This is a genomic window from Streptomyces sp. IBSBF 3136, from assembly GCF_036815105.1.
Taxonomy (GTDB): Bacteria; Actinomycetota; Actinomycetes; order Streptomycetales; family Streptomycetaceae; genus Streptomyces.
Genome location: NZ_JAJSZC010000046.1, coordinates 34,810 through 52,122, shown reverse-complemented (window position 1 = coordinate 52,122; position 17,313 = coordinate 34,810). Strand labels below are relative to the sequence as shown.

At 70.6% G+C, this 17,313-nt stretch carries 17 protein-coding genes; 9 read left to right on the top strand and 8 right to left on the bottom strand.

Annotation, left to right across the window (positions count from 1 at the left end; genetic code table 11):
- The first annotated feature begins 239 nt into the window (after positions 1-239).
- The 6 genes from V7E45_RS12950 (at position 240) to V7E45_RS12925 (ending at position 7,107) form a co-directional block, all read left to right on the top strand.
- Entirely contained in the window at positions 240-1,448 is a 1,209-nt protein-coding gene (locus V7E45_RS12950; protein ID WP_333774268.1) for a cytochrome P450, read from the top strand.
- A gap of 59 nt (positions 1,449-1,507) precedes the next feature.
- The gene (locus V7E45_RS12945) at positions 1,508-2,980 is read left to right on the top strand and encodes an MFS transporter (protein ID WP_333774267.1); all 1,473 of its coding nucleotides are present in this window, start codon (positions 1,508-1,510) and stop codon (positions 2,978-2,980) included.
- 39 nt (positions 2,981-3,019) lie between these two features.
- The gene (locus V7E45_RS12940) at positions 3,020-3,853 is read left to right on the top strand and encodes an alpha/beta fold hydrolase (RefSeq protein WP_333774266.1); all 834 of its coding nucleotides are present in this window, start codon (positions 3,020-3,022) and stop codon (positions 3,851-3,853) included.
- 197 nt (positions 3,854-4,050) lie between these two features.
- Positions 4,051-5,001, top strand: coding sequence for a diacylglycerol/lipid kinase family protein (locus V7E45_RS12935; protein ID WP_333774265.1), 951 nt, complete (start codon positions 4,051-4,053; stop codon positions 4,999-5,001).
- A gap of 61 nt (positions 5,002-5,062) precedes the next feature.
- A complete protein-coding gene (locus V7E45_RS12930; protein ID WP_317445935.1) occupies positions 5,063-5,431 on the top strand; it encodes a nuclear transport factor 2 family protein in 369 nt (122 codons plus the stop codon).
- Positions 5,432-5,538: 107 nt separating this feature from the next.
- The gene (locus V7E45_RS12925; RefSeq protein ID WP_333774264.1) at positions 5,539-7,107 is read left to right on the top strand and encodes an MmgE/PrpD family protein; all 1,569 of its coding nucleotides are present in this window, start codon (positions 5,539-5,541) and stop codon (positions 7,105-7,107) included.
- A 137-nt stretch (positions 7,108-7,244) separates the two neighbouring features.
- Here V7E45_RS12925 and V7E45_RS12920 read toward each other — a convergent pair whose 3' ends face one another.
- The 8 genes from V7E45_RS12920 to V7E45_RS12885 all read right to left on the bottom strand — a co-directional run bounded on the left by V7E45_RS12920 (position 7,245) and on the right by V7E45_RS12885 (position 13,791).
- Complete coding sequence (locus V7E45_RS12920; RefSeq protein WP_333774263.1) at positions 7,245-7,658, bottom strand: DUF4279 domain-containing protein; 414 nt, start codon at positions 7,656-7,658, stop codon at positions 7,245-7,247.
- A gap of 207 nt (positions 7,659-7,865) precedes the next feature.
- Positions 7,866-8,315, bottom strand: a complete 450-nt coding sequence (locus tag V7E45_RS12915) for a hypothetical protein (protein ID WP_333774262.1) — start codon at positions 8,313-8,315, stop codon at positions 7,866-7,868.
- 10 nt (positions 8,316-8,325) lie between these two features.
- Positions 8,326-8,739: a DUF4279 domain-containing protein gene (locus tag V7E45_RS12910; RefSeq protein ID WP_333774261.1), complete on the bottom strand. Its 414-nt coding sequence runs from the start codon at positions 8,737-8,739 to the stop codon at positions 8,326-8,328.
- 10 nt (positions 8,740-8,749) lie between these two features.
- Complete coding sequence (locus tag V7E45_RS12905; RefSeq protein ID WP_333774260.1) at positions 8,750-10,441, bottom strand: WXG100 family type VII secretion target; 1,692 nt, start codon at positions 10,439-10,441, stop codon at positions 8,750-8,752.
- Positions 10,441-11,094 (bottom strand): hypothetical protein, encoded by a 654-nt coding sequence (locus tag V7E45_RS12900; protein ID WP_333774259.1) that lies wholly within the window; start codon positions 11,092-11,094, stop codon positions 10,441-10,443. The genes V7E45_RS12905 and V7E45_RS12900 overlap by 1 nt, the downstream gene beginning before the upstream one ends.
- Positions 11,091-11,639, bottom strand: a complete 549-nt coding sequence (locus V7E45_RS12895) for a hypothetical protein (RefSeq protein WP_443056026.1) — start codon at positions 11,637-11,639, stop codon at positions 11,091-11,093. The genes V7E45_RS12900 and V7E45_RS12895 overlap by 4 nt, the downstream gene beginning before the upstream one ends.
- 35 nt (positions 11,640-11,674) lie before the next feature.
- Complete coding sequence (locus V7E45_RS12890) at positions 11,675-12,997, bottom strand: AAA family ATPase (protein ID WP_333774257.1); 1,323 nt, start codon at positions 12,995-12,997, stop codon at positions 11,675-11,677.
- Positions 12,994-13,791 carry a GntR family transcriptional regulator gene (locus tag V7E45_RS12885; protein ID WP_333774256.1) on the bottom strand — a complete coding sequence of 266 codons (798 nt, stop codon included), beginning with the start codon at positions 13,789-13,791 and terminating at the stop codon, positions 12,994-12,996. The genes V7E45_RS12890 and V7E45_RS12885 overlap by 4 nt, the downstream gene beginning before the upstream one ends.
- 317 nt (positions 13,792-14,108) lie before the next feature.
- On the opposite strand from V7E45_RS12885, the gene V7E45_RS12880 reads away from it, so the two are divergent.
- The 3 genes from V7E45_RS12880 to V7E45_RS12870 all read left to right on the top strand — a co-directional run bounded on the left by V7E45_RS12880 (position 14,109) and on the right by V7E45_RS12870 (position 17,308).
- Entirely contained in the window at positions 14,109-15,389 is a 1,281-nt protein-coding gene (locus tag V7E45_RS12880) for an extracellular solute-binding protein (protein WP_333774255.1), read from the top strand.
- Positions 15,390-15,482: 93 nt separating this feature from the next.
- Complete coding sequence (locus V7E45_RS12875) at positions 15,483-16,481, top strand: carbohydrate ABC transporter permease (RefSeq protein ID WP_333774254.1); 999 nt, start codon at positions 15,483-15,485, stop codon at positions 16,479-16,481.
- Complete coding sequence (locus tag V7E45_RS12870; protein ID WP_333774253.1) at positions 16,478-17,308, top strand: carbohydrate ABC transporter permease; 831 nt, start codon at positions 16,478-16,480, stop codon at positions 17,306-17,308. The genes V7E45_RS12875 and V7E45_RS12870 overlap by 4 nt, the downstream gene beginning before the upstream one ends.
- Positions 17,309-17,313: the final 5 nt, after the last annotated feature.

Genomic DNA, 17,313 nt, shown 5'->3' with positions numbered 1-17,313 from the left:
GCCCTCGCCACCCGCTGACAGCCTCCCCCCACCGACTCGCACGGGCCCGCCGGGGACCCGTGTCAGCGCTGCGTCAGCGCGGTGTCAGGGAGCTGCGCGACAGTGGCGTTCGACGTCCGCGCGTGCCCCGGAGGGAGTCATTCCTCTTCGCGGCCCGCCCGGGCCCCCTCACCGTGCCCCACGCAGAAAGAGAGTCGGTGCCGAGGAACACCTTTGCCCCCCGAACACGGAGGACGAACATGTCACTCGCAGACCACACCGACATCCTGGACTGGCCCTTCGCCCGGACCGAGGACGGCGCCCCACCGCCCCTCCTGGCCGAGCTGCGCAAGGCGCCCCCCTGCGCGGTACGCCTCCCGGCGGGCGCCGCGGAATCCCGCCTGGCCTGGCTGGTCACCCGCTACGCCGACGTACGGCAGGCGCTGGCGGACCCCCGCCTGAGCGCCGACGAGACCTTACCCGGCGCCCCCGTGCGCATCCAGGTGCCGCCCGGGGGCAACCCCAGCTCGTTCCTCCGCCTGGACGACCCCGAGCACGCGCGACTGCGCGGCATGATCCAGACCGAGTTCACCGCCCGCCGCGTCAAGCGGCTGCGCGAGCCGGTCCAGCGGCTGGTGGACGAGCTGCTGGACGAACTGGCCGCCCAGCCCCAGCCGGCCGACCTGCACGCCGTCTTCTCCCGGGCGCTGCCCACCCTCGTCATCGCGCGATTACTGGGCGTCCCCGAGGAGGACTCACCCTTCTTCATCGAGAAGACCCGCGTCACCATCTCCCAGGAGGACCCGGCCGTCTCCCAGGCCGCCTTCGTCGAGATGTCGGAGTACCTGGCCAAGCTGGCACTGCGCAAGCTCACCGACCCCGGCGACGACCTGATCAGCCGGCTCGCCGTCAACCACCACGCCACCGGCGCCCTCAGCCTCGACGAACTCGTCGGCATCGCCCGCCTGGTCCTGGTCGCGGGCCATGAGACCACCACCAACCAGATCGCCCTCAACGTCCTCGCCCTGCTGCGCGACGACGAACTGCGCGACCGGGTCGCCGCCGACGACGGCGCGCTGATCCCCGCGTTCATCGAGGAGTCCATGCGCTACTGGTCGATCTCCCAGGACGCCATGGTCCGCCTCGCCGTCGAGGACGTCGAACTGGGCGGCGTGACCATCGAGAAGGGCGACGCCGTCGTCATCTCGGTCCCGGCCGGCAACCACGACGAGTCCGTCTTCGCCTGCCCCCACCGCCTCGACCCGCACCGCGACACCAGCGGCCACCTGCAGTGGGGCTTCGGCCCGCACTACTGCCAGGGCGCACCGCTGGCCCGGCTGGAGATGGAGCTGGCCCTGCGCTCCCTCCTGCGCCGCTTCCCGAACCTCCGCCTCGCGGCAGACCCCCGCGCGCTGTTCCGGCGCGGGACCGTCTTCCACGGGGTGACCAGTCTTCCCGTGACCTGGTGACCGGAGGAATCCGATGCACCGGACAACCGACAGCGAAAGAACAAGGAAACGGAGTCGTCATGACTTCTGAAGCAAGCCCGGACGTCGCGGTGGAGGGGCGCGAGCGGACCGTTCCGGCCGGTGCCCCGGCCGCCGCCCCCTCGGCCGGAGCCCTGCTGGTGGTGCTCGTCGGGACGTTCATCACGGTGCTGGACTTCTTCATCGCCAACGTGGCCGTCCCCGCCATCAAGGCCGACCTGCACGCCACCGCCGCCCAGGCCCAGATGATCGTCGTCGGCTACGGCGTCGCCTTCACCTCCGGCCTGATCACCGGCGGCCGGCTCGGCGACCTCTACGGCCGCAGGCGGATGTTCGCCCTCGGCATGGCGCTGTTCATGGTGGCCTCGGCCGCGTGCAGCTTCGCGCCGACGGTGACCGTCCTCGTCGTGGCCCGCATCGCCCAGGGCGCCGCGGCGGCCCTGATGGTGCCCCAGGTGCTGGGGATCATCGGCACCGTCTACACGGGCGAGGCCCGCGACCGCGCCTTCAACATCTACGGCCTGGTCATCGGACTCGCGGGCGTCTTCGGCCAGTTCATCGGCGGGGCGCTGATCTCCGTCGACGTGGCCGGCCTCAGCTGGCGCACGATCTTCCTGATCAACGTCCCGCTGTGCCTGCTCTCCCTCGCCTGCACCCGCCGGACCATCCCCGAGTCCCGCGGCCAGGGCGGCACCCGGCTCGACCTGGCCGGCGCCCTGCTGATCACCGTCACCCTGGGCCTGGTGGTCTTCGCGCTGCTCGAAGGGCAGGAGCGCCACTGGCCCGTGTGGGTGTGGGAGTCGCTGGCCGGCGCGGCCGTCCTGCTGGCGGTGACCGTGTGGCACCTGCGCCGCAAGGCGGCCGCCGGACGCGGCCCACTGATCGAGCCGGGCATGTTCCGCTCCCGGATGTTCTCGGTGGGCCTGGTCGCCACGGTCGTCTACTTCCTCGCCATGGGCTCGTTCTTCTTCACCCTCGCCCTCTACCTCCAGCTCGGCCGGGGCCTGAGCCCGCTGGAGTCCGGCCTGGTCTTCCTGGCGCTCGGCGCGGGCTACTTCGGGGCCTCCGTCGTCTCCGCGCGGTTCGCCGCCTCGGTCAACGCCCGCCGGGTGGCCGCCGGTCCGCTCACCCTCGCCGTCGGCTACACCGCGATCGCCCTGACCGCGCAGGACCTGGGCATGAGCGGCCACGTGCTGTGGCTGCTGCCGGCCCTCCTGGTCGCCGGGCTCGGCATGGGCCTGACCACGGGACCGCTGACCAACCTGGTGCTGGGCGGCGCGGTCCCCGAGCACGCGGCGGCCGCCTCCGGGCTGCTGAACACCGCCCAGGAGGGCGGGGCCGCCGTTGGTGTCGCCGTAGCCGGCACGGTCTTCTTCCCCGTGCTCGCGGACCACGGCGGCCGGGCCGACGCCTACCCGCACGCGTTCGCCGTCACCCTGATCCCGCTCGTCTGCCTGGGCGTCCTCGCCTCCCTGCTGGTGCTGGCCGCCCCCGGCCGTACCGCCCGGAAGTGAGCCCGGGCACCTCGACCCTCGCGAAGGAGGCAAGCAGGCATGCCCCACCTCACCACCCGGGACGGGACCCGGCTGCACTACAGCGACTGGGGCGACGGACGGCCCGTGGTGCTCCTCGGCGCGGCCATGGCCGACTCACGCATGTGGGAGTTCCAGGCGCCGTTCCTCGCCGGCAACGGTCTGCGCTGCGTCACCTACGACCGGCGCGGCAGCGGCCGCTCGGACATCCCCTGGAACGGCTACGACTACGACACCCTCGCCGGTGATCTCGCCGACCTGCTCGACCACCTCGACCTGAGGGACGCGGTGCTGGTCGGCTACGCGGTGGGCGGCGGCGAGTGCGTCCGCTACCTGTCCCGCTACGGCACCGGCCGAGTGGCCAAGCTGGCCCTGGTCGCCTCGACCACCCCGTTCCTGATGCGCGCCCCGGACCATCCCGACGGACTGGAGCCCGAGCTGTTCGACCAGGTCGAGCAGGCGATCCGCGCCGACCGGGCCGCCTGGCTCGCCGCCCTCACCTGGCCGTTCTTCACCGGCCGCCCGGACCCCGACCCGGACGACCTGCCGATCTCACCGGAACTCGCCGACTGGCTCATCGGCATGTGCCGCAACACCTCGCCCCGGGCCGGAACGGAGATCTACCGCACCCTGTTCACCACCGACCAGCGCGCCGAGACGGCCGCGGTCACCGTGCCCACCCTGGTGATCCACGGAACCGCCGACCTGGCGGCGCCGTACCCGCTGTGCGGACCACGGACCGCCGCACTCATACCCGGCAGCACCTTCCGCACCTACGAGGGAGCCGCCCACGGGCTGTTCGCCACCCACGCGGAGCGGCTCAACGCCGACCTGCTGGCGTTCGTCAAGGAGTGACGGACACCCACCGGCCCACGGACGTCCGGCCCCCTTCCCCCCGGGGCCGGACGTCCGTGCGTACGCCTCCCACCGGCCGCGTCAGCCGCACGTCAGGCCCGTGACAGCGCCCCCCGGCACAGTGGAGACCGCCGCGACGCCGGAGCACGGAACCCGCCCGGTCCACCGGTGCCGTCCGACGAAGGAGTACGCCCGACATGGCAGACACCGCAGCCCCGGCTCCCACCCGGGCACTCGTCCTCGGAAACCCCGCATCCGGCAGCCACTCGCCCGAACTGGTCGAAGAGGTACGCCAGCTGTGCGCCTCCTACCTGGAGCGCGCCGAGGTGCACCTCACCACAGGTCCGGGCGACGCCACCGTCGCCGTGCGCCGGGCCCTGCAGCGGCCGGCCGGGGCACCCGACCTCGTCGTCGTCATCGGCGGCGACGGGACCGTCCGGGAAGCCGTCCAGGGCCTCGTGCCCGTCACCGGGAACGCCGCCCTCGCGGTGGTGCCCGGCGGCACCGGCAACTCGGGCTACAAGATGCTGTGGGGCGAGCGCCCCTGGAGCGAGTCCCTGAAGGCGGTCCTGACCGACAGCGGCATCGGCGGCAGCGCCCGCCTGCGCCGCCTCGACCTGGCCCGTCTGACGGAGACCCGCAACTACGTCTACCTCGGCGCCTGTTCGGGAGTGATCGCCGACGCGCTGATCACCGCCCGTGACCTGCCGCTGTCCGGACGCGAGCGCTACGCCCGCGCCTTCGCCGACACCGCCGCCGACTACGCGCCCTACCCGGGCCGGGTCACGGTGGACGGCAGGGTCGTGCACGAGGGCCCCACGGTCCTCGCCAACGTCGGCGGCGGCCGCTACCGCGGCGGCCGGTTCCAGGTGCTGCCCGACTCGCTGCTCGACGACGGACTGCTCGACGTCTGCGTCATCGGTGACGGCATCGCCGCGGCCGACGTACCCGGACTCACCCTGAACGCCGCGCACATGGACCACCGGGCGACCGTGTACGCGCGCGGCCGGAGCATCACCGTCGAGCGGACCGACGGCCGGCGGCTGCCGCTGGAGCACGACGGCGAGTACCAGCACGGCATCGGCGCGTCGGCCACCTTCGAGGTGCTGCCCGGTGCCCTGCCGGTCTGGGCGCCGGCCACCCCCTGAAGCCCGAACCGAGCCACCTGTCCGAAGAACCAGCAAGCACGCCACAGAGGAGAACGCCCGCATGAGCGACCTGACCACCACCGTCTCCCGCTACCTCGACATCTGGAACGAGGCGGACGCCGACAAGCGCGCCGCGGCCATCGCCGAGCTGTTCACCGCCGACGCCCCGTACATCGACCCGCTCGCGGCGGTCGAGGGCCACGAGGGCTTCGGGGCCGTGGTGGCCGGCGCCCGCGACCAGTTCAAGGGCCTGAGCTTCGAACTGCACGGCACCGTCGACGCCCACCACGACCAGGCACGCTTCCAGTGGGGCCTGGTGACCGAGCCGGGCGCCGAGCCGATCGCCATCGGCTTCGACGTCCTCGTCACCGACGCCGAGGGCAAGATCAAGGCCGTCTACGGCTTCCTGGACAAGGTCCCGGCCGCCTGAACACGTGAGTGACCGCGGGAGCACCGGCTCGCCGGTGCTCCCGCCGTCGTGTTCCGCAGCCGTACCCCCGACCGCGACGCACGCACGGCAAGGAAGGTACCCGCCTCATGACCGCTGTCCTCGGGGAGAGCGTCGCCCGGGCCCTGTGCGACGACTGGGCCGGGCAGGCACCCGCCCTGTCCCGGGCAGGCCGCGGCCGCGCCCCCGCCGACACCCCGCTGCGCGAACTCTCGCACTGGGCTGCCACCCTGCGCCCCCAGCACATCCCGTGCCGGGTGCTGAAGCTCGCGGCGAGCCAGGTGCTGTCGCAGATCGCCTCCATCCGGGCCGGTCTCCAGCACCCCCTCGGCAGGAAGCTGGTCGCCGCCTTCGGGCACCCCATGCAGCGCGACCCGCGGCAGGCCGCGGGCGTCTTCGCCGCGCTCGGCTCCTGGCTCAACCTGGACGACACCGCGTACGCCGGGCACCTGTCCAACTCCACGGTCGCCGTCCCGCTCGCGTTCGCCTACGCCCGGCAGCTCGACGGACTCTCGCTGCTCACCGCCGTGGTCGCGGCCAACGAGTGCGCCGCCCGCATCACCGCCTCCGCGACCCTGGGACCGCTGCGCGGCCAGAGCGCCGTGCACACCCACCTGGCCGGCGCCGTCGCGGGCCGCCTGCACTGCGACCGGGCCTCCGCCTCCCTCTTCGAGAACGCCTTCGGGCTGGCCTTCGCCATGCCCAACTGGCCGCTGATGCGCGCCTTCCTGGCCAGCGACGCCCGGCTGTTCAACACGTTCACGCCGGTGCGCACCGCGATGGACGCCTGCGACGCGGCCCACGCCGGGCTGCGTGGCGCGCCGGACATCATGGAGCACAGCGACGGCTTCCTGGCCCGGTTCGCGACCGTGCCGCTGCCGCAGGCGGTGGCGAAGGGGCTGGGCCGCCGCTGGCACACCGACACCCTGTCCTTCAAGATGCACCCCGGCGGCCCCGGCATCGACGCGGCCGTGGACTGCGCCGCCGAGATCCACCGGGAACTTGGCGCCCTACGGCCCGCGGACGTGGCCGAAGTGGTCGTGGAGGCGTCCCTGTACACGCTGTTCGCGGGGGAGCGGGCCGCCCAGTACGTGACCGGCCCCGGCTCCCCGCTGGGCGCGCTGGTGCTCGACGTGCCCTACCCGGTCGCCACCACCCTGCTCACCGGCGAGTTCTCGGTGGACGACTTCTCCTCACCGCAGCTGGACGACCCCGACCGCTGGGCGCTGGCCAAGCGGATACGGCTGGAGCACGACACCGACATGACCCGCGAACTCTTCCTTTCCGACGCGCCGTTCGGCGAGGCGGTGCGCGAGGCGGGGGAGCTGGCCGTGCCCTGGCTGCGCGGCTTCGGCGGGGACGAGCTGGTGGACCTGGTGGGCGCCGCGCGGGCCGACGACCGGGACTTCTCCCGGTCCACGAAGGCCACCGGCGCGCGGGTCACCGTACGGCTGACGGACGGCCGTACGGTCTCCCGTACCCGGCTGATCCCGGTGGGCGCCGCCGGTCCGGAGACCCGGGCGGCCCACTCCGATCTGGTACGGGAGAAGTTCCTGTCGGTCGGCGGCTCGCAGCAGGTGGCCGACACCGTCGGCCGGCTGCACCGGATGCGACCGCGGGCGGTCCGCCGCTGGATCGAGACGGCTTTCCTGGACTAGGCCGACGGGGGAGTGGGGGGTCGGCAGGAGCCCGACGAGTTCCGCGGCCTGTTCGTCGGCGCTCGCCGAGAGAGGCACTCGAGTTGCCCCACGGCTTCAACTTCGCTTCACGTTCCATCAATATTCTTCGGCATGATTCAGCGCTCGTTCATATTGGCCGCGACCCGGAGCGGGAAACCCAGAAGCGCGATGCGCCTGAGTTCCTCCGGGCGGAGGGTGAGGTTGCAGTCGTTCCCGGCGAACCCGTAGACGTCGACGATCACCTCGTAGCCCCGCTCGGTGAGTTGCACGAGCTCGGCCCGCTTGCTCTCCGTCGTGGAGAGGATGGTGTCCAACTGTTCATGGAAGTCACGGCTGACGTTGGAGTCGCAGTTGATGCCCCACTCCCCGTCGACCTCGTCCGGGCGGCCCCACCTGCTGGGTCCCGGCTCGCGCACACCGGTGGGCTCGATACCGAGGAAGGACGTGATCTCCGCAGGCCGGATATCGGCTCCCTTGACGACGAGCGACACGTCCGTCAGCACCCAGTCGCGCTTTTCTGCTGCATCCAAGTACGGCTCCTCACAGCCATCGGCGCGGGCGGTCGCAGTCGTAGCCCTTGTCGGCATCGAGCTTGCCCGGGTGTCGGCGGCGCGGGCCGCTATGAGAGCGGAAGCGCCGGTAGGGCGTGGGTCAGGCCGGCCAGAACACCAGGTGGCAGCTGCCACCAGCTGCCACCCGAGGTGCGTTCGCGCCGCCGCAGTTGGGCTGCCGAGGGGTCAGCCGAGCCAGGCGAGCGGGTCCTCCTCGTCCTCACCGGAGGCCCGGACCGTTGTGAAGGTGAGAGGGATTTCCAGCTCTGCAAGACCTGTAAGAACCTCTGGCGAGACACAGAGTCCCGATCCGGACTCGGCAACGCCTGACACGTCGACCTTCACTGATTTCCCCGCCTTCTTCAGCGCGTCGAGCGCCGGCTTGCGGGGGCCGAGGAACCGGATCAGCTCCGCGGCCTGTTCGTCGGCGCTTTTCGAGTGTCGCTCGTCAACAGTGAGCGTGGCCCAGCCGGGGCCGGAATAAATTCCCACGCCTTCACTTGAAGGAAACTTTTCATTGTCGGCGAGTCGGAACTCGCTGAGCAGCGAAGTCGAATCCATTCCCTGACCTGATGCCACCAGTGACGTGGTCAGGCCGGCCCAAGGTTTCAATTTAACCACAGGTTTCATTTCCATGATTGCTCTCTTAGCGTTCACTCATGCTGGCTGTGACTCTGAGTGGGAATCCGAGGTGCGCGATTCGCTTGATCTCTTCCGACTGAAGAGCAAGAGTCGAATCATTTCCGGAGAATCCGAACAGGCTGACGGTCACCTCATGCCCCTGTTCAGCCAGTTGCCTGAGTTCTACCCGCTTCCGTTCGGCGATAGAGAGGATGCTGTCCAGCTGTTCGTGAAAGTCCCGACTGGTGCGCTCATTGCAGCTGATCCTCCACTGCCCGTCGATCTCGCCCGGGCGGTCCCATTTACTGGGTCCCGGGTTGCGTACACCAGTGGGCTCAACGTCAAGGAAGGGCGTGATCTCTTCAGGTCGGAGATCTCTTCCCTTGATGACGAGCGACACCTCCGTCAATACCCAGTGGCGCTTTTCTGCTACATCCATGTCCGGCTCCTCACGGTTCAATGATCTCACGACAGGCTGCCCAGTGAACCTTTCCCATGCCGGGTTTCAGCAGCTCTGCCAGCTGCGTTCTTTGGCCAACGGTCGTGGAATCCTCGAACACACTGAAACCGCCGGCGCCCGACGAGGCGGGTGGCGCCAGAGTGTAGTTCGGAATCGTTTCGCCCGGCCCGAACGTCTCCACGTAACCGTTCGCCGGATACACGCCCCGTTCGACGGTCAGGCCGTTGAGGCCGGGCAGCGTCTCCCCGTGCTCCACGTAGAAGGATATGTGGGTCCCCTCCGGAACCACCGTCTCACCGGCTCCGGATTCGATGTAACCGTGACCGGCGAAGACTTTCTCCCCGTCGGCACGGCCACCGGCGAGCACCCGGTCCGCGTAGTAGCGGCCGTCGGTGTCCGGCCACTTCTTGTTCACGATCTGCGGGTTCGAGTCGCGCAGCGCCTGCATGACGTCGGCGCGCTCGGGCATGGGGTCCCCGGCCCCCCGGGGTCCTTCGAGGCCGTCCCGCACGGACCTGCGGGCCGCGTTCTCGACGCCGCCCTCAAGGCCCTCTTTCGCCGCCGTCCGCAGCCCGAGTCGCAGTCCGCCGCGGGCGAGGCCCGCGCCCTTGGTGCCGACGAGTTCGGGGATGAGGCGGCCGACGAACTCCGAGGGGTCCCTCTTGAAGCCGTCGACGGCCGCCTGGACGACCCGTTCGGGGTGGGAGGCGGTGGAGACCAGGCCGGCCAGCGTCATGTTGACGTTCTGCACGTAGGCGGCCGGGTGGGTGAGGTTGTACGGGTCGGTGGGGTTCAGGCCGCGGACGAAGTTGAGCAGTCCGGCCGTGCCCTTGAGCGCGCCGCCGACCACGTGGGTCAGCTCGGTGTTGACGGCCTGGTAGCCGTCCGTGAGGTCGTTGCCCAGGCGCTGGAGCGGCGGGGGCTCGGCGGGGGCGTGGGCGAGGGCCGCCTTGACCTTGCCCTGGGCTTCGGAGGCGGCGGTGTTGCGCTGCTTGCGGGCCTCGGCGAGCTTCTCGGCGGCCGCCTTGATGTCGGCCTTGCCGGGGTCGTGGAACGGCTCCGGCTTGGGGCCGGGGTCCTCGTTCGCCTTGATCTTGGCGTTGTAGGCGTCGACCTTCTTGTTGTACGCGTCGGCCGCGTCTTTGGACGCCTTCACGCCCTTCTTGTAGAGCTCGACGGCCTCCTTGGCCTGCGCTTGCGCCCACTTCACGGTGTCCGCGTACGCCTCCAGCGCCCCCGCGGCCGTGTCACAGGCCTCGGCCGCCTGCGCCCACTTGGTGGGGTGCACGCCGAACTTCTCCCGGAACGCGTCGCCGCCCTGGCCCTGCCAGCCGGAGGAGTCGACCTTCTTCAGCCCCGAACTCACCTTGTCGAAGGCACCGTGGAAGTCCCTCAGGTGCTTGGCACTCTCGCGGATCTTGTCCGGGTGGCCGTGGACCAGCTCGTCGGCCTCCTCGGTCTGGCCGAGCTGCTGCTCGCCCGGGGTGGCGCCCAGGTCGGAGGCGACCTCGTCGCCCCAGTCCTCCACACTGTCGGCCCAGTCGTGCGCACCGACGTAGTCCAGGCCCTCGCCGAGCTTGTCCGTGGTCCAGTCGACGCCCTCGCCGAGCTTCTTCTTGCCCGCGTCCCAGAGGTGCTCGCCCTCGCCCAGGAGCGAGTTGGTGAGGTCTCCGAGCCCCATCAGCCCTCCCCGCCCTGCCCGGCGGCCTTGGCGCGGGCCTCGGGAGAGGGCCCGAAGGTGTCGTCGAGGTACTGGTCGTACTCCTGGTCCGAGACACCGAACGCGCTGTGCAGGTTCTCCGGGTTGGCACCCATCGGGCCGAGGGTGTGGGAGGTCATCACGTCCCGGCCCGCGTCCTTCCACGCCTGCCCGCTGTTGGCCATCGCCTGGTCGAAGGACTCCTTGCTGTAGTCCACGTTCCCGCCGTACACCCCGGACGTGGCGATGTCGCCCCAGCCCATCTTCTCCACGTCCTCCTCCGAGGCGTACGGATTGCCGATGGCCGAGTTGGCGACCACCTTGAAGCTGCCCTCGACGTAGTGCTCCGTCTCGTAATAGGTGCCCGCCGACAGACCCGTCTTCAGGGCGAACCCGTTCCCCTCGTCGACCAGCGACCGCACGCCCCACTCCCAGCGCTCGCAGAACGACTTGAACTCACCCGTCAGCCCCTCGTGGCCGAGTTCCAGACCGGACAGCGCGATGCCGGAGAAGCCGCGCCCGGCCCCCGCCTCGCCCACCATGCCCAGCTCCTTCAACTCACCCAGCGCCTCGGTCAGCCCCTTCGCGACCAGCGCCAGCCCGTCCGCCTTCAGATCCTTGCCACCGTCGCTCATGCCGCGCCCCCCGTCTCGAAGTCCAGCGCCGCCTCGTCGGGCACGATGCCCCGCACCGGCGGGAACACCATCCCGTCCGGCCCGTCCGCGCAGTCGAGAGCCACCCCACAGGGCACCCCGGCGGCCGGCACCGACACATCCAGCAGCCGCGCCCCGAGCACCGTCTGATACGTCCACTCCCGCGCGAAGGCGCCCCGCTCCCGGGCGTAACGGGCGAGCGCCTGCTCGTCCGAGAACGCCAGGATGAACCGCACCCCGTTCCAATCGGCGGTCAGCATCCCCCGCTCCTCCACCGGCCCCGGACCGTCACCGAGCGGCACCAGCACCGGCGTCCGCCGGAACTCCGCCAGCAACTGAGCGAACCACGCTCTGGCCGCGGCCACTTCGGGGTCCTCGGGAGCCGGCTCCGGGACCTCCTCGGTCGGCTCGGGGACCTCCTCGGCCGGTGCCGGGACGTCCATGTCCACGTAGTCGTACAGGCGGGACCTCGGTCGCCGCGTGTTCGCCGTGCTGTCTTCTTCCCCGTTCTCGGACACGCTCGCCATCATCACACCGGCGCGTCGGCAGGGACAACGCGAAGCTAGGAGGCCTCGGTTGCCCGCCCGTGCCCGCCGGCGTCCCGCGCCCGGCGTCCCGGCCGGCAGGGCCCGGCCGGGACGGCACCGTACGCCACGTACAGCCGGACGGCGTCGTGCAGCCGGTAGCGGACCCGTCCGGCCCGGTCCGGCTCGCCCGCCCGGATCAACTGCCGGTGCAGCAGGTCCTCCACCAGGTCCATGGCCTGCCGCCGGGACGAGGTCACCTGGGCGACCATGTCCTCGATGCCGAACTCCACTTCAGTCGGTACCAGTTGATGAAGCGCGGCGCGTAAACCCGGAGGCAGCGGGCGGTAGTAGGCGGCCACGCTCGCCTCCAGGGACAGGTCCCCGACCCGCAGCGAACCCAGCCGGTCGCCCTCGTCGGCCAGCCGGTCCGCGAGGTCGGCCAGGCTCCGGTGCGGGCGCGCGGTGAGCCACAGGCCCGCGATGTGCAGGGCCAGCGGCAGCCCCGCGCAGGACCGCACGATGCGCAGTGCCGCGGGGCGCTGCGCCCCGGTACGGCGGGCACCGGCCAGGTCGGCCAGCATCCGGTAGGCGTCACCCGCCTCCAGCGGGCCGACCGGGGCGCGGAACTGCTCGGGCAGCGCCGACAGTTCACGGCGCGCGGCCACCAGCACGGCGCTGCGCCCGCCGTCCACGAGCAGCGGCCGGACCTGCGCCTCGGAGACGGCGTTGTCCAGGACCACGAGCACCCGGCGGCCGCTGAGCGCGTCCCGCAGCCGGGCGCGCGCCTCCTCCGCGTCCCGCGCGACGAGGGCGTCACCGAGTGAGCGCAGGATGCGGCGGACCAGCAGGTCAGGGGTGAAGGGGAGGCAGGACGCGGGGTGCAGGTCGACGTAGACCTGTCCGTCCGGGAACCGGTCGCGCACCGCGTGGGCGGTGTGCAGCACCAGCGCGGTCTTCCCGGCGCCCGGGGGCCCGACGACCACGGCGGGTCCGCCGGGCCCGGGGAGGCGGGCCGCCAGCGCCTCGACCAGCCGCTCGCGCCCCACCAGCCGTCGGCGGGGCGCCGCGGGCAGTTCGGCAGGTCCGGCCCGGGGCGCCCACGCGGGCGGCTGCTCGCCCCGGGGCAGCCGTAACAACCGTCGCGCCTCGCCGGGCGCCAGCTCCAGCGCCTCGGCCAGCAGGACGAGGGACTGCCTGCGGGGCCGGGCGGTGTGCCCGGTCTCCAGATTGCGTATGGCCCGCACGCTCAGCCCCGAGCGCACCGCGAGTTCGTCCTGGGTGAGGCAGGCCGCCTCCCGGGCCCGCACCAGCGCGAGGGCGAGCGTCGGCTCGGGCCCGGCGGGGTGCGGGTCGCTCACCCGTTCTCCCGGGCGCGGCCGGTGGCCGGTCCGGCCATGGGGCGGCGCAGCGCGGCGACGAACTTGTAGCGGGAGCCCCGGTACACCGAGCGCACCCACTCCACCGGTGTGCCCTGGGCGTCCCGCGAGTGCCGCGACAGCATCAGCATCGGCAGGCCCACGTCGGTGGCGAGCAGATGGGCCTCGCGCGGGGTGGACAGCGAGGTCTCGATCGTCTCGTCCGCCTCCACGAGATGGACGCCGTACACCTCGGCCAGGGCCGTGTACAGCGACGGGTAGGTGGCCAGCGACTGGCGCAGCCCGGGGAAGCGGCGCCCGGACAGGTGGGTGGTCTCGATCGCCATGGGGTCGCCGCTGGCCAGCCGCAGCCGCTCGATGCGCAGCACGCGGTCGCCGACCTCGATGCCGAGCAGGTCCGCGAGCCCGGCGTCCGCCGCGATCTCGCCGATGTCCAGCACCTGGGAGGCCGGCTCCAGGCCCTGGGCGCGCATGTCCTCGGTGTGCGAGGTGAGTTGCAGGGTCCGGTACAGCTTGGGCTGGGCGACGAAGGTGCCCTTGCCCTGGATGCGGTCGAGCCGGCCCTCTCCGACCAGCTCCTGCAGCGCCTGCCGGATGGTGGTGCGCGAGGTGCCGAACCGGACGGCGAGCAGCCGCTCCGCAGGCATCGCCGAGCCCGGCTGGAGTGCCTGGGTGATCTCCAGGACCTGCTGTTTGATCCGGTAGTACTTCGGCACGCGCGCGGCGCGGCGGGGCGCCCCCCTGGGGTGCTGGGCGCTGCTGACGTCGGTGGCCATGCCTGCCTTCCCGGCCGAGTGTGTGGGGGCTCCCGTTATAGCGACCAACTGCCCTATGGTCTAGTCCAACTGAAGCCAACAGGTCTAGTCCAGCAGGCGCGCCGGACCAAAGGGGACGGACGCGCTCCGGTGACTTTCTCGTAACGGCCCGGATCGTCTTCCGAACCACCCTTGACACCTCAAAAGGTCTAGGCCAAGCTCCAGCGTACTGGTCTACACCATTAGTGGCCAGGTCCCGAGCCCTACGTGCAACAGCGTCGTACGCAGGTCACCGCCGAGGGCGTGGGGGGATAAGTGGCATCCCTGAGGAGGGTGGCGTGAAGCGCAAGCTTGCTGCCGCGATCGTGATCGCGGGCATGATGGTCTCCGTCTCGGCGTGCGGCGGCGACGACGGCAAGGACACGGGCAAGAACGCGGGACCGGACAGCTTCAAGGGCCAGACCCTGACGGTCTGGACGATGGACGGCTCCGCTCCGCCCCAGTGGTCCAAGGACGTCCAGGCCGCCTTCGAGAAGAAGACGGGCGCGAAGCTGAAGTTCGAGATCCAGAAGTGGGACGGGATCCAGCAGAAGATCACCACCGCCCTCTCCGAGTCCAACCCGCCGGACGTCATCGAGGTCGGCAACACCCAGACCCCCGCGTACGCGGCCACCGGCGGTCTCGCCGAACTGGGCGACCTCAAGCAGCAGATCGGCTCGGACTGGACCCCGTCGGTCTCCCAGTCCTCCGTGTACGAGGGCAAGCAGTACGCCGCGCCGTGGTACTTCGCCAACCGCGTCGTGATCTACAACAAGAAGATCTGGGCCAAGGCCGGCATCAAGGACACCCCGAAGACCCGCGCGGACTTCTTCAAGGACCTGGACGCGATCGGCAAGAAGACCTCCGCCGAGCCGCTCTACCTGCCCGGCCAGAACTGGTACTTCTTCGACGGCCTGACCATCGGCCAGGGTGCCGACCTGGTGAAGAAGGACGGCGGCAAGTACGTCTCCAACCTCGGTGACCCCAAGGTCGCCGCGGCCATGGAGGTCTACAAGAAGTACGCCTCCTACTCCAAGGCCCCCAAGGACAAGGACGAGGCCACCCCGCAGCAGGCGACGATCTTCGCCAAGGGCAAGACCGGTGCCTTCATCGGCATGGGCTGGGAGGCCGGCACGGCGATCCAGGCCAACAAGGCCATCGAGAAGGACCTCGGCTACTTCACCATCCCGGGCGAGACGGCCGACAAGCCCGAGGGCGTCTTCCTCGGCGGCTCCAACCTGGCGGTCGCCCAGGGCAGCAAGAAGCAGGCCCTGGCCAAGGAGTTCCTGAAGATCGCCCTGTCCGACCAGTACGAGGGCGAACTGGCCAAGCTCAACGGCGTCATCCCGAACAAGGAGTCGCTGCAGAGCAACCTCAAGGGCAACGGCGCCGCCGAGGCCGCCGCTCCCGGCGCCGCGGCCGGTGGCACCACCCCGCTGATCCCCGAGTGGGCCGCGGTGGAGAACACCCCGAACCCGATCAAGTCGTACATGACCGCGGTGCTCAACGGAAAGGCCCCGGCGGACGCCGCCAAGCAGGTCGAGTCCGAGATCAACAAGCGCCTGGCCCAGCAGAACTGATGACCCGCGCCGGGGGGTGTCGGCGGACACCCCCCGGCTCAGTCGTTCGTACGGCCGGTACGGCCGGTACCGCCACGGAAGAGATGGCAACTCATGTCAGTGCAGACCGAAGGCACGGACACGGCCGGGGGGCCCGCTGTCCACAAGGCCCGGACACCGGGGCCGCCCAGGGACGCCGACCGCGGCTCCGGGTCCCCGTCCCGCCGCGGTGGCGCCGCCCCCTACCTGCTCCTGCTGCCCGCACTGCTGGCCACGCTGGTCCTGCTCGGCTGGCCCCTGGTCAAGAACGGCATGCTGTCGTTCCAGAACCTCAATCCGCGGCAGCTCATCCAGCACCTCACCGAGTGGAACGGCGTCGACAACTACAAGGAAGTCCTGACCGGTTCGGACTTCTGGCACGTGGTCGAACGCTCGGTGGTCTTCACCGCCGCCAACGTCGTCCTGATCATGCTGATCGGCACCCTGGTCGGGCTGCTGCTGGCCCGCCTCGGCAAGAAGATGCGGCTCGTGCTCCTGCTGGGCCTGGTGCTCGCCTGGGCCATGCCGGTCATCGCCGCCACCACCGTCTACCAGTGGCTGTTCGCCCAGCGCTTCGGTGTCGTCAACTGGGTGCTTGACAAGGCCGGCTGGCACTCCATGGCCGACTACAACTGGTTCGGCTCCCAGCTCTCCACCTTCTCCGTGATCACGCTGCTGATCGTCTGGCAGTCGATCCCGTTCGTGGCGATCAACCTGTACGCGGCCACCACCACGATCCCCAGGGAGCTGTACGAGGCCGCGTCGCTCGACGGCGCCGGCGCCTGGAAGAGCTTCACCTCGGTGACCTTCCCCTTCATGCGGCCCTTCCTGTACGCCACGACCTTCCTCGAGGTCATCTGGGTCTTCAAGGCCTTCCCGCAGATCTTCGCGCTGAACGAGGGCGGCCCCGACCACCTCACCGAGACCCTGCCGATCTACGCCTTCGTCCAGGGCGTCGGCAACCAGCACTTCGGCGTGGGCGCGGCCATCTCCTTCCTGACCATCGTGGTGCTGCTCGTCATCACCTCGTACTACCTGCGCATGGTGCTCAAGCAAGAGGAGGACGAGCTGTGAAGCGCTCCGTCTTCGGCCGTATCTGGCCCAACGCGACCGCCCTCATCCTCTTCGTCGGCTTCGCGTTCCCCGTCTACTGGATGTTCGCCACGGCCCTGAAGCCGACCGGCGACATCATCTCCGAGAACCCGGTGTGGCTGCCGACGAACATCACCTTCGGCCACTTCCGGAAGGCGGTCGACGCGGACCACTTCTGGACCCTGGTCGCCAACTCCGTGACCGTCACGGTCTGCGCGGTGCTGATGTCGCTCGTCATCGCCCTGTTCGCCGCCTTCGCGCTGGCGCGCATGCGGTTCAAGGGCCGGCGGGCCTTCATCGTGACCTTCATGCTGGCGCAGATGGCGCCCTGGGAGGTCATGGTCATCGCGATCTACATGCTGGTCCGCGACAACGACATGCTCGACAGCCTGGTCCCGCTCACCGTCTTCTACGCGATCATGGTGCTGCCGCTGACCATCCTGACGCTGCGCGGCTACGTGGCCGCCGTGCCGAAGGAGCTGGAGGAGTCGGCGATGGTCGACGGCTGCACCCGGACCCAGGCGTTCGTGCGGGTGATCTTCCCGCTGCTGGCCCCCGGACTGATGGCGACCTCGCTGTTCGGCTTCATCACCGCCTGGAACGAGTTCCCGCTGGTCCTGATCCTCAACAAGGACATCGAGAAGCAGACGCTGCCCCTGTGGCTGTCGCAGTTCCAGACCGCCTTCGGTGACGACTGGGGCGCCACCATGGCAGCCTCGTCCCTGTTCGCGCTGCCCATCCTGATCCTCTTCATCTTCCTGCAACGCAAGGCTGTCAGCGGTCTCACCGACGGCGCCGTGAAGGGATGACCCGG

What these genes read in the sequence shown, in the direction of transcription:
- V7E45_RS12915 (WP_333774262.1), bottom strand. Translation starts at nt 8,315, where the DNA reads ATGGAAATGAAACCTGTGGTTAAATTGAAACCTTGGGCCGGCCTGACC.
- V7E45_RS12935 (WP_333774265.1), top strand. Translation starts at nt 4,051, where the DNA reads ATGGCAGACACCGCAGCCCCGGCTCCCACCCGGGCACTCGTCCTCGGA.
- V7E45_RS12925 (WP_333774264.1), top strand. Translation starts at nt 5,539, where the DNA reads ATGACCGCTGTCCTCGGGGAGAGCGTCGCCCGGGCCCTGTGCGACGAC.
- V7E45_RS12895 (WP_443056026.1), bottom strand. Translation starts at nt 11,639, where the DNA reads ATGGCGAGCGTGTCCGAGAACGGGGAAGAAGACAGCACGGCGAACACG.
- V7E45_RS12945 (WP_333774267.1), top strand. Translation starts at nt 1,508, where the DNA reads ATGACTTCTGAAGCAAGCCCGGACGTCGCGGTGGAGGGGCGCGAGCGG.
- V7E45_RS12930 (WP_317445935.1), top strand. Translation starts at nt 5,063, where the DNA reads ATGAGCGACCTGACCACCACCGTCTCCCGCTACCTCGACATCTGGAAC.
- V7E45_RS12900 (WP_333774259.1), bottom strand. Translation starts at nt 11,094, where the DNA reads ATGAGCGACGGTGGCAAGGATCTGAAGGCGGACGGGCTGGCGCTGGTC.
- V7E45_RS12905 (WP_333774260.1), bottom strand. Translation starts at nt 10,441, where the DNA reads ATGGGGCTCGGAGACCTCACCAACTCGCTCCTGGGCGAGGGCGAGCAC.
- V7E45_RS12875 (WP_333774254.1), top strand. Translation starts at nt 15,483, where the DNA reads ATGTCAGTGCAGACCGAAGGCACGGACACGGCCGGGGGGCCCGCTGTC.
- V7E45_RS12910 (WP_333774261.1), bottom strand. Translation starts at nt 8,739, where the DNA reads ATGGATGTAGCAGAAAAGCGCCACTGGGTATTGACGGAGGTGTCGCTC.
- V7E45_RS12950 (WP_333774268.1), top strand. Translation starts at nt 240, where the DNA reads ATGTCACTCGCAGACCACACCGACATCCTGGACTGGCCCTTCGCCCGG.
- V7E45_RS12940 (WP_333774266.1), top strand. Translation starts at nt 3,020, where the DNA reads ATGCCCCACCTCACCACCCGGGACGGGACCCGGCTGCACTACAGCGAC.
- V7E45_RS12885 (WP_333774256.1), bottom strand. Translation starts at nt 13,791, where the DNA reads ATGGCCACCGACGTCAGCAGCGCCCAGCACCCCAGGGGGGCGCCCCGC.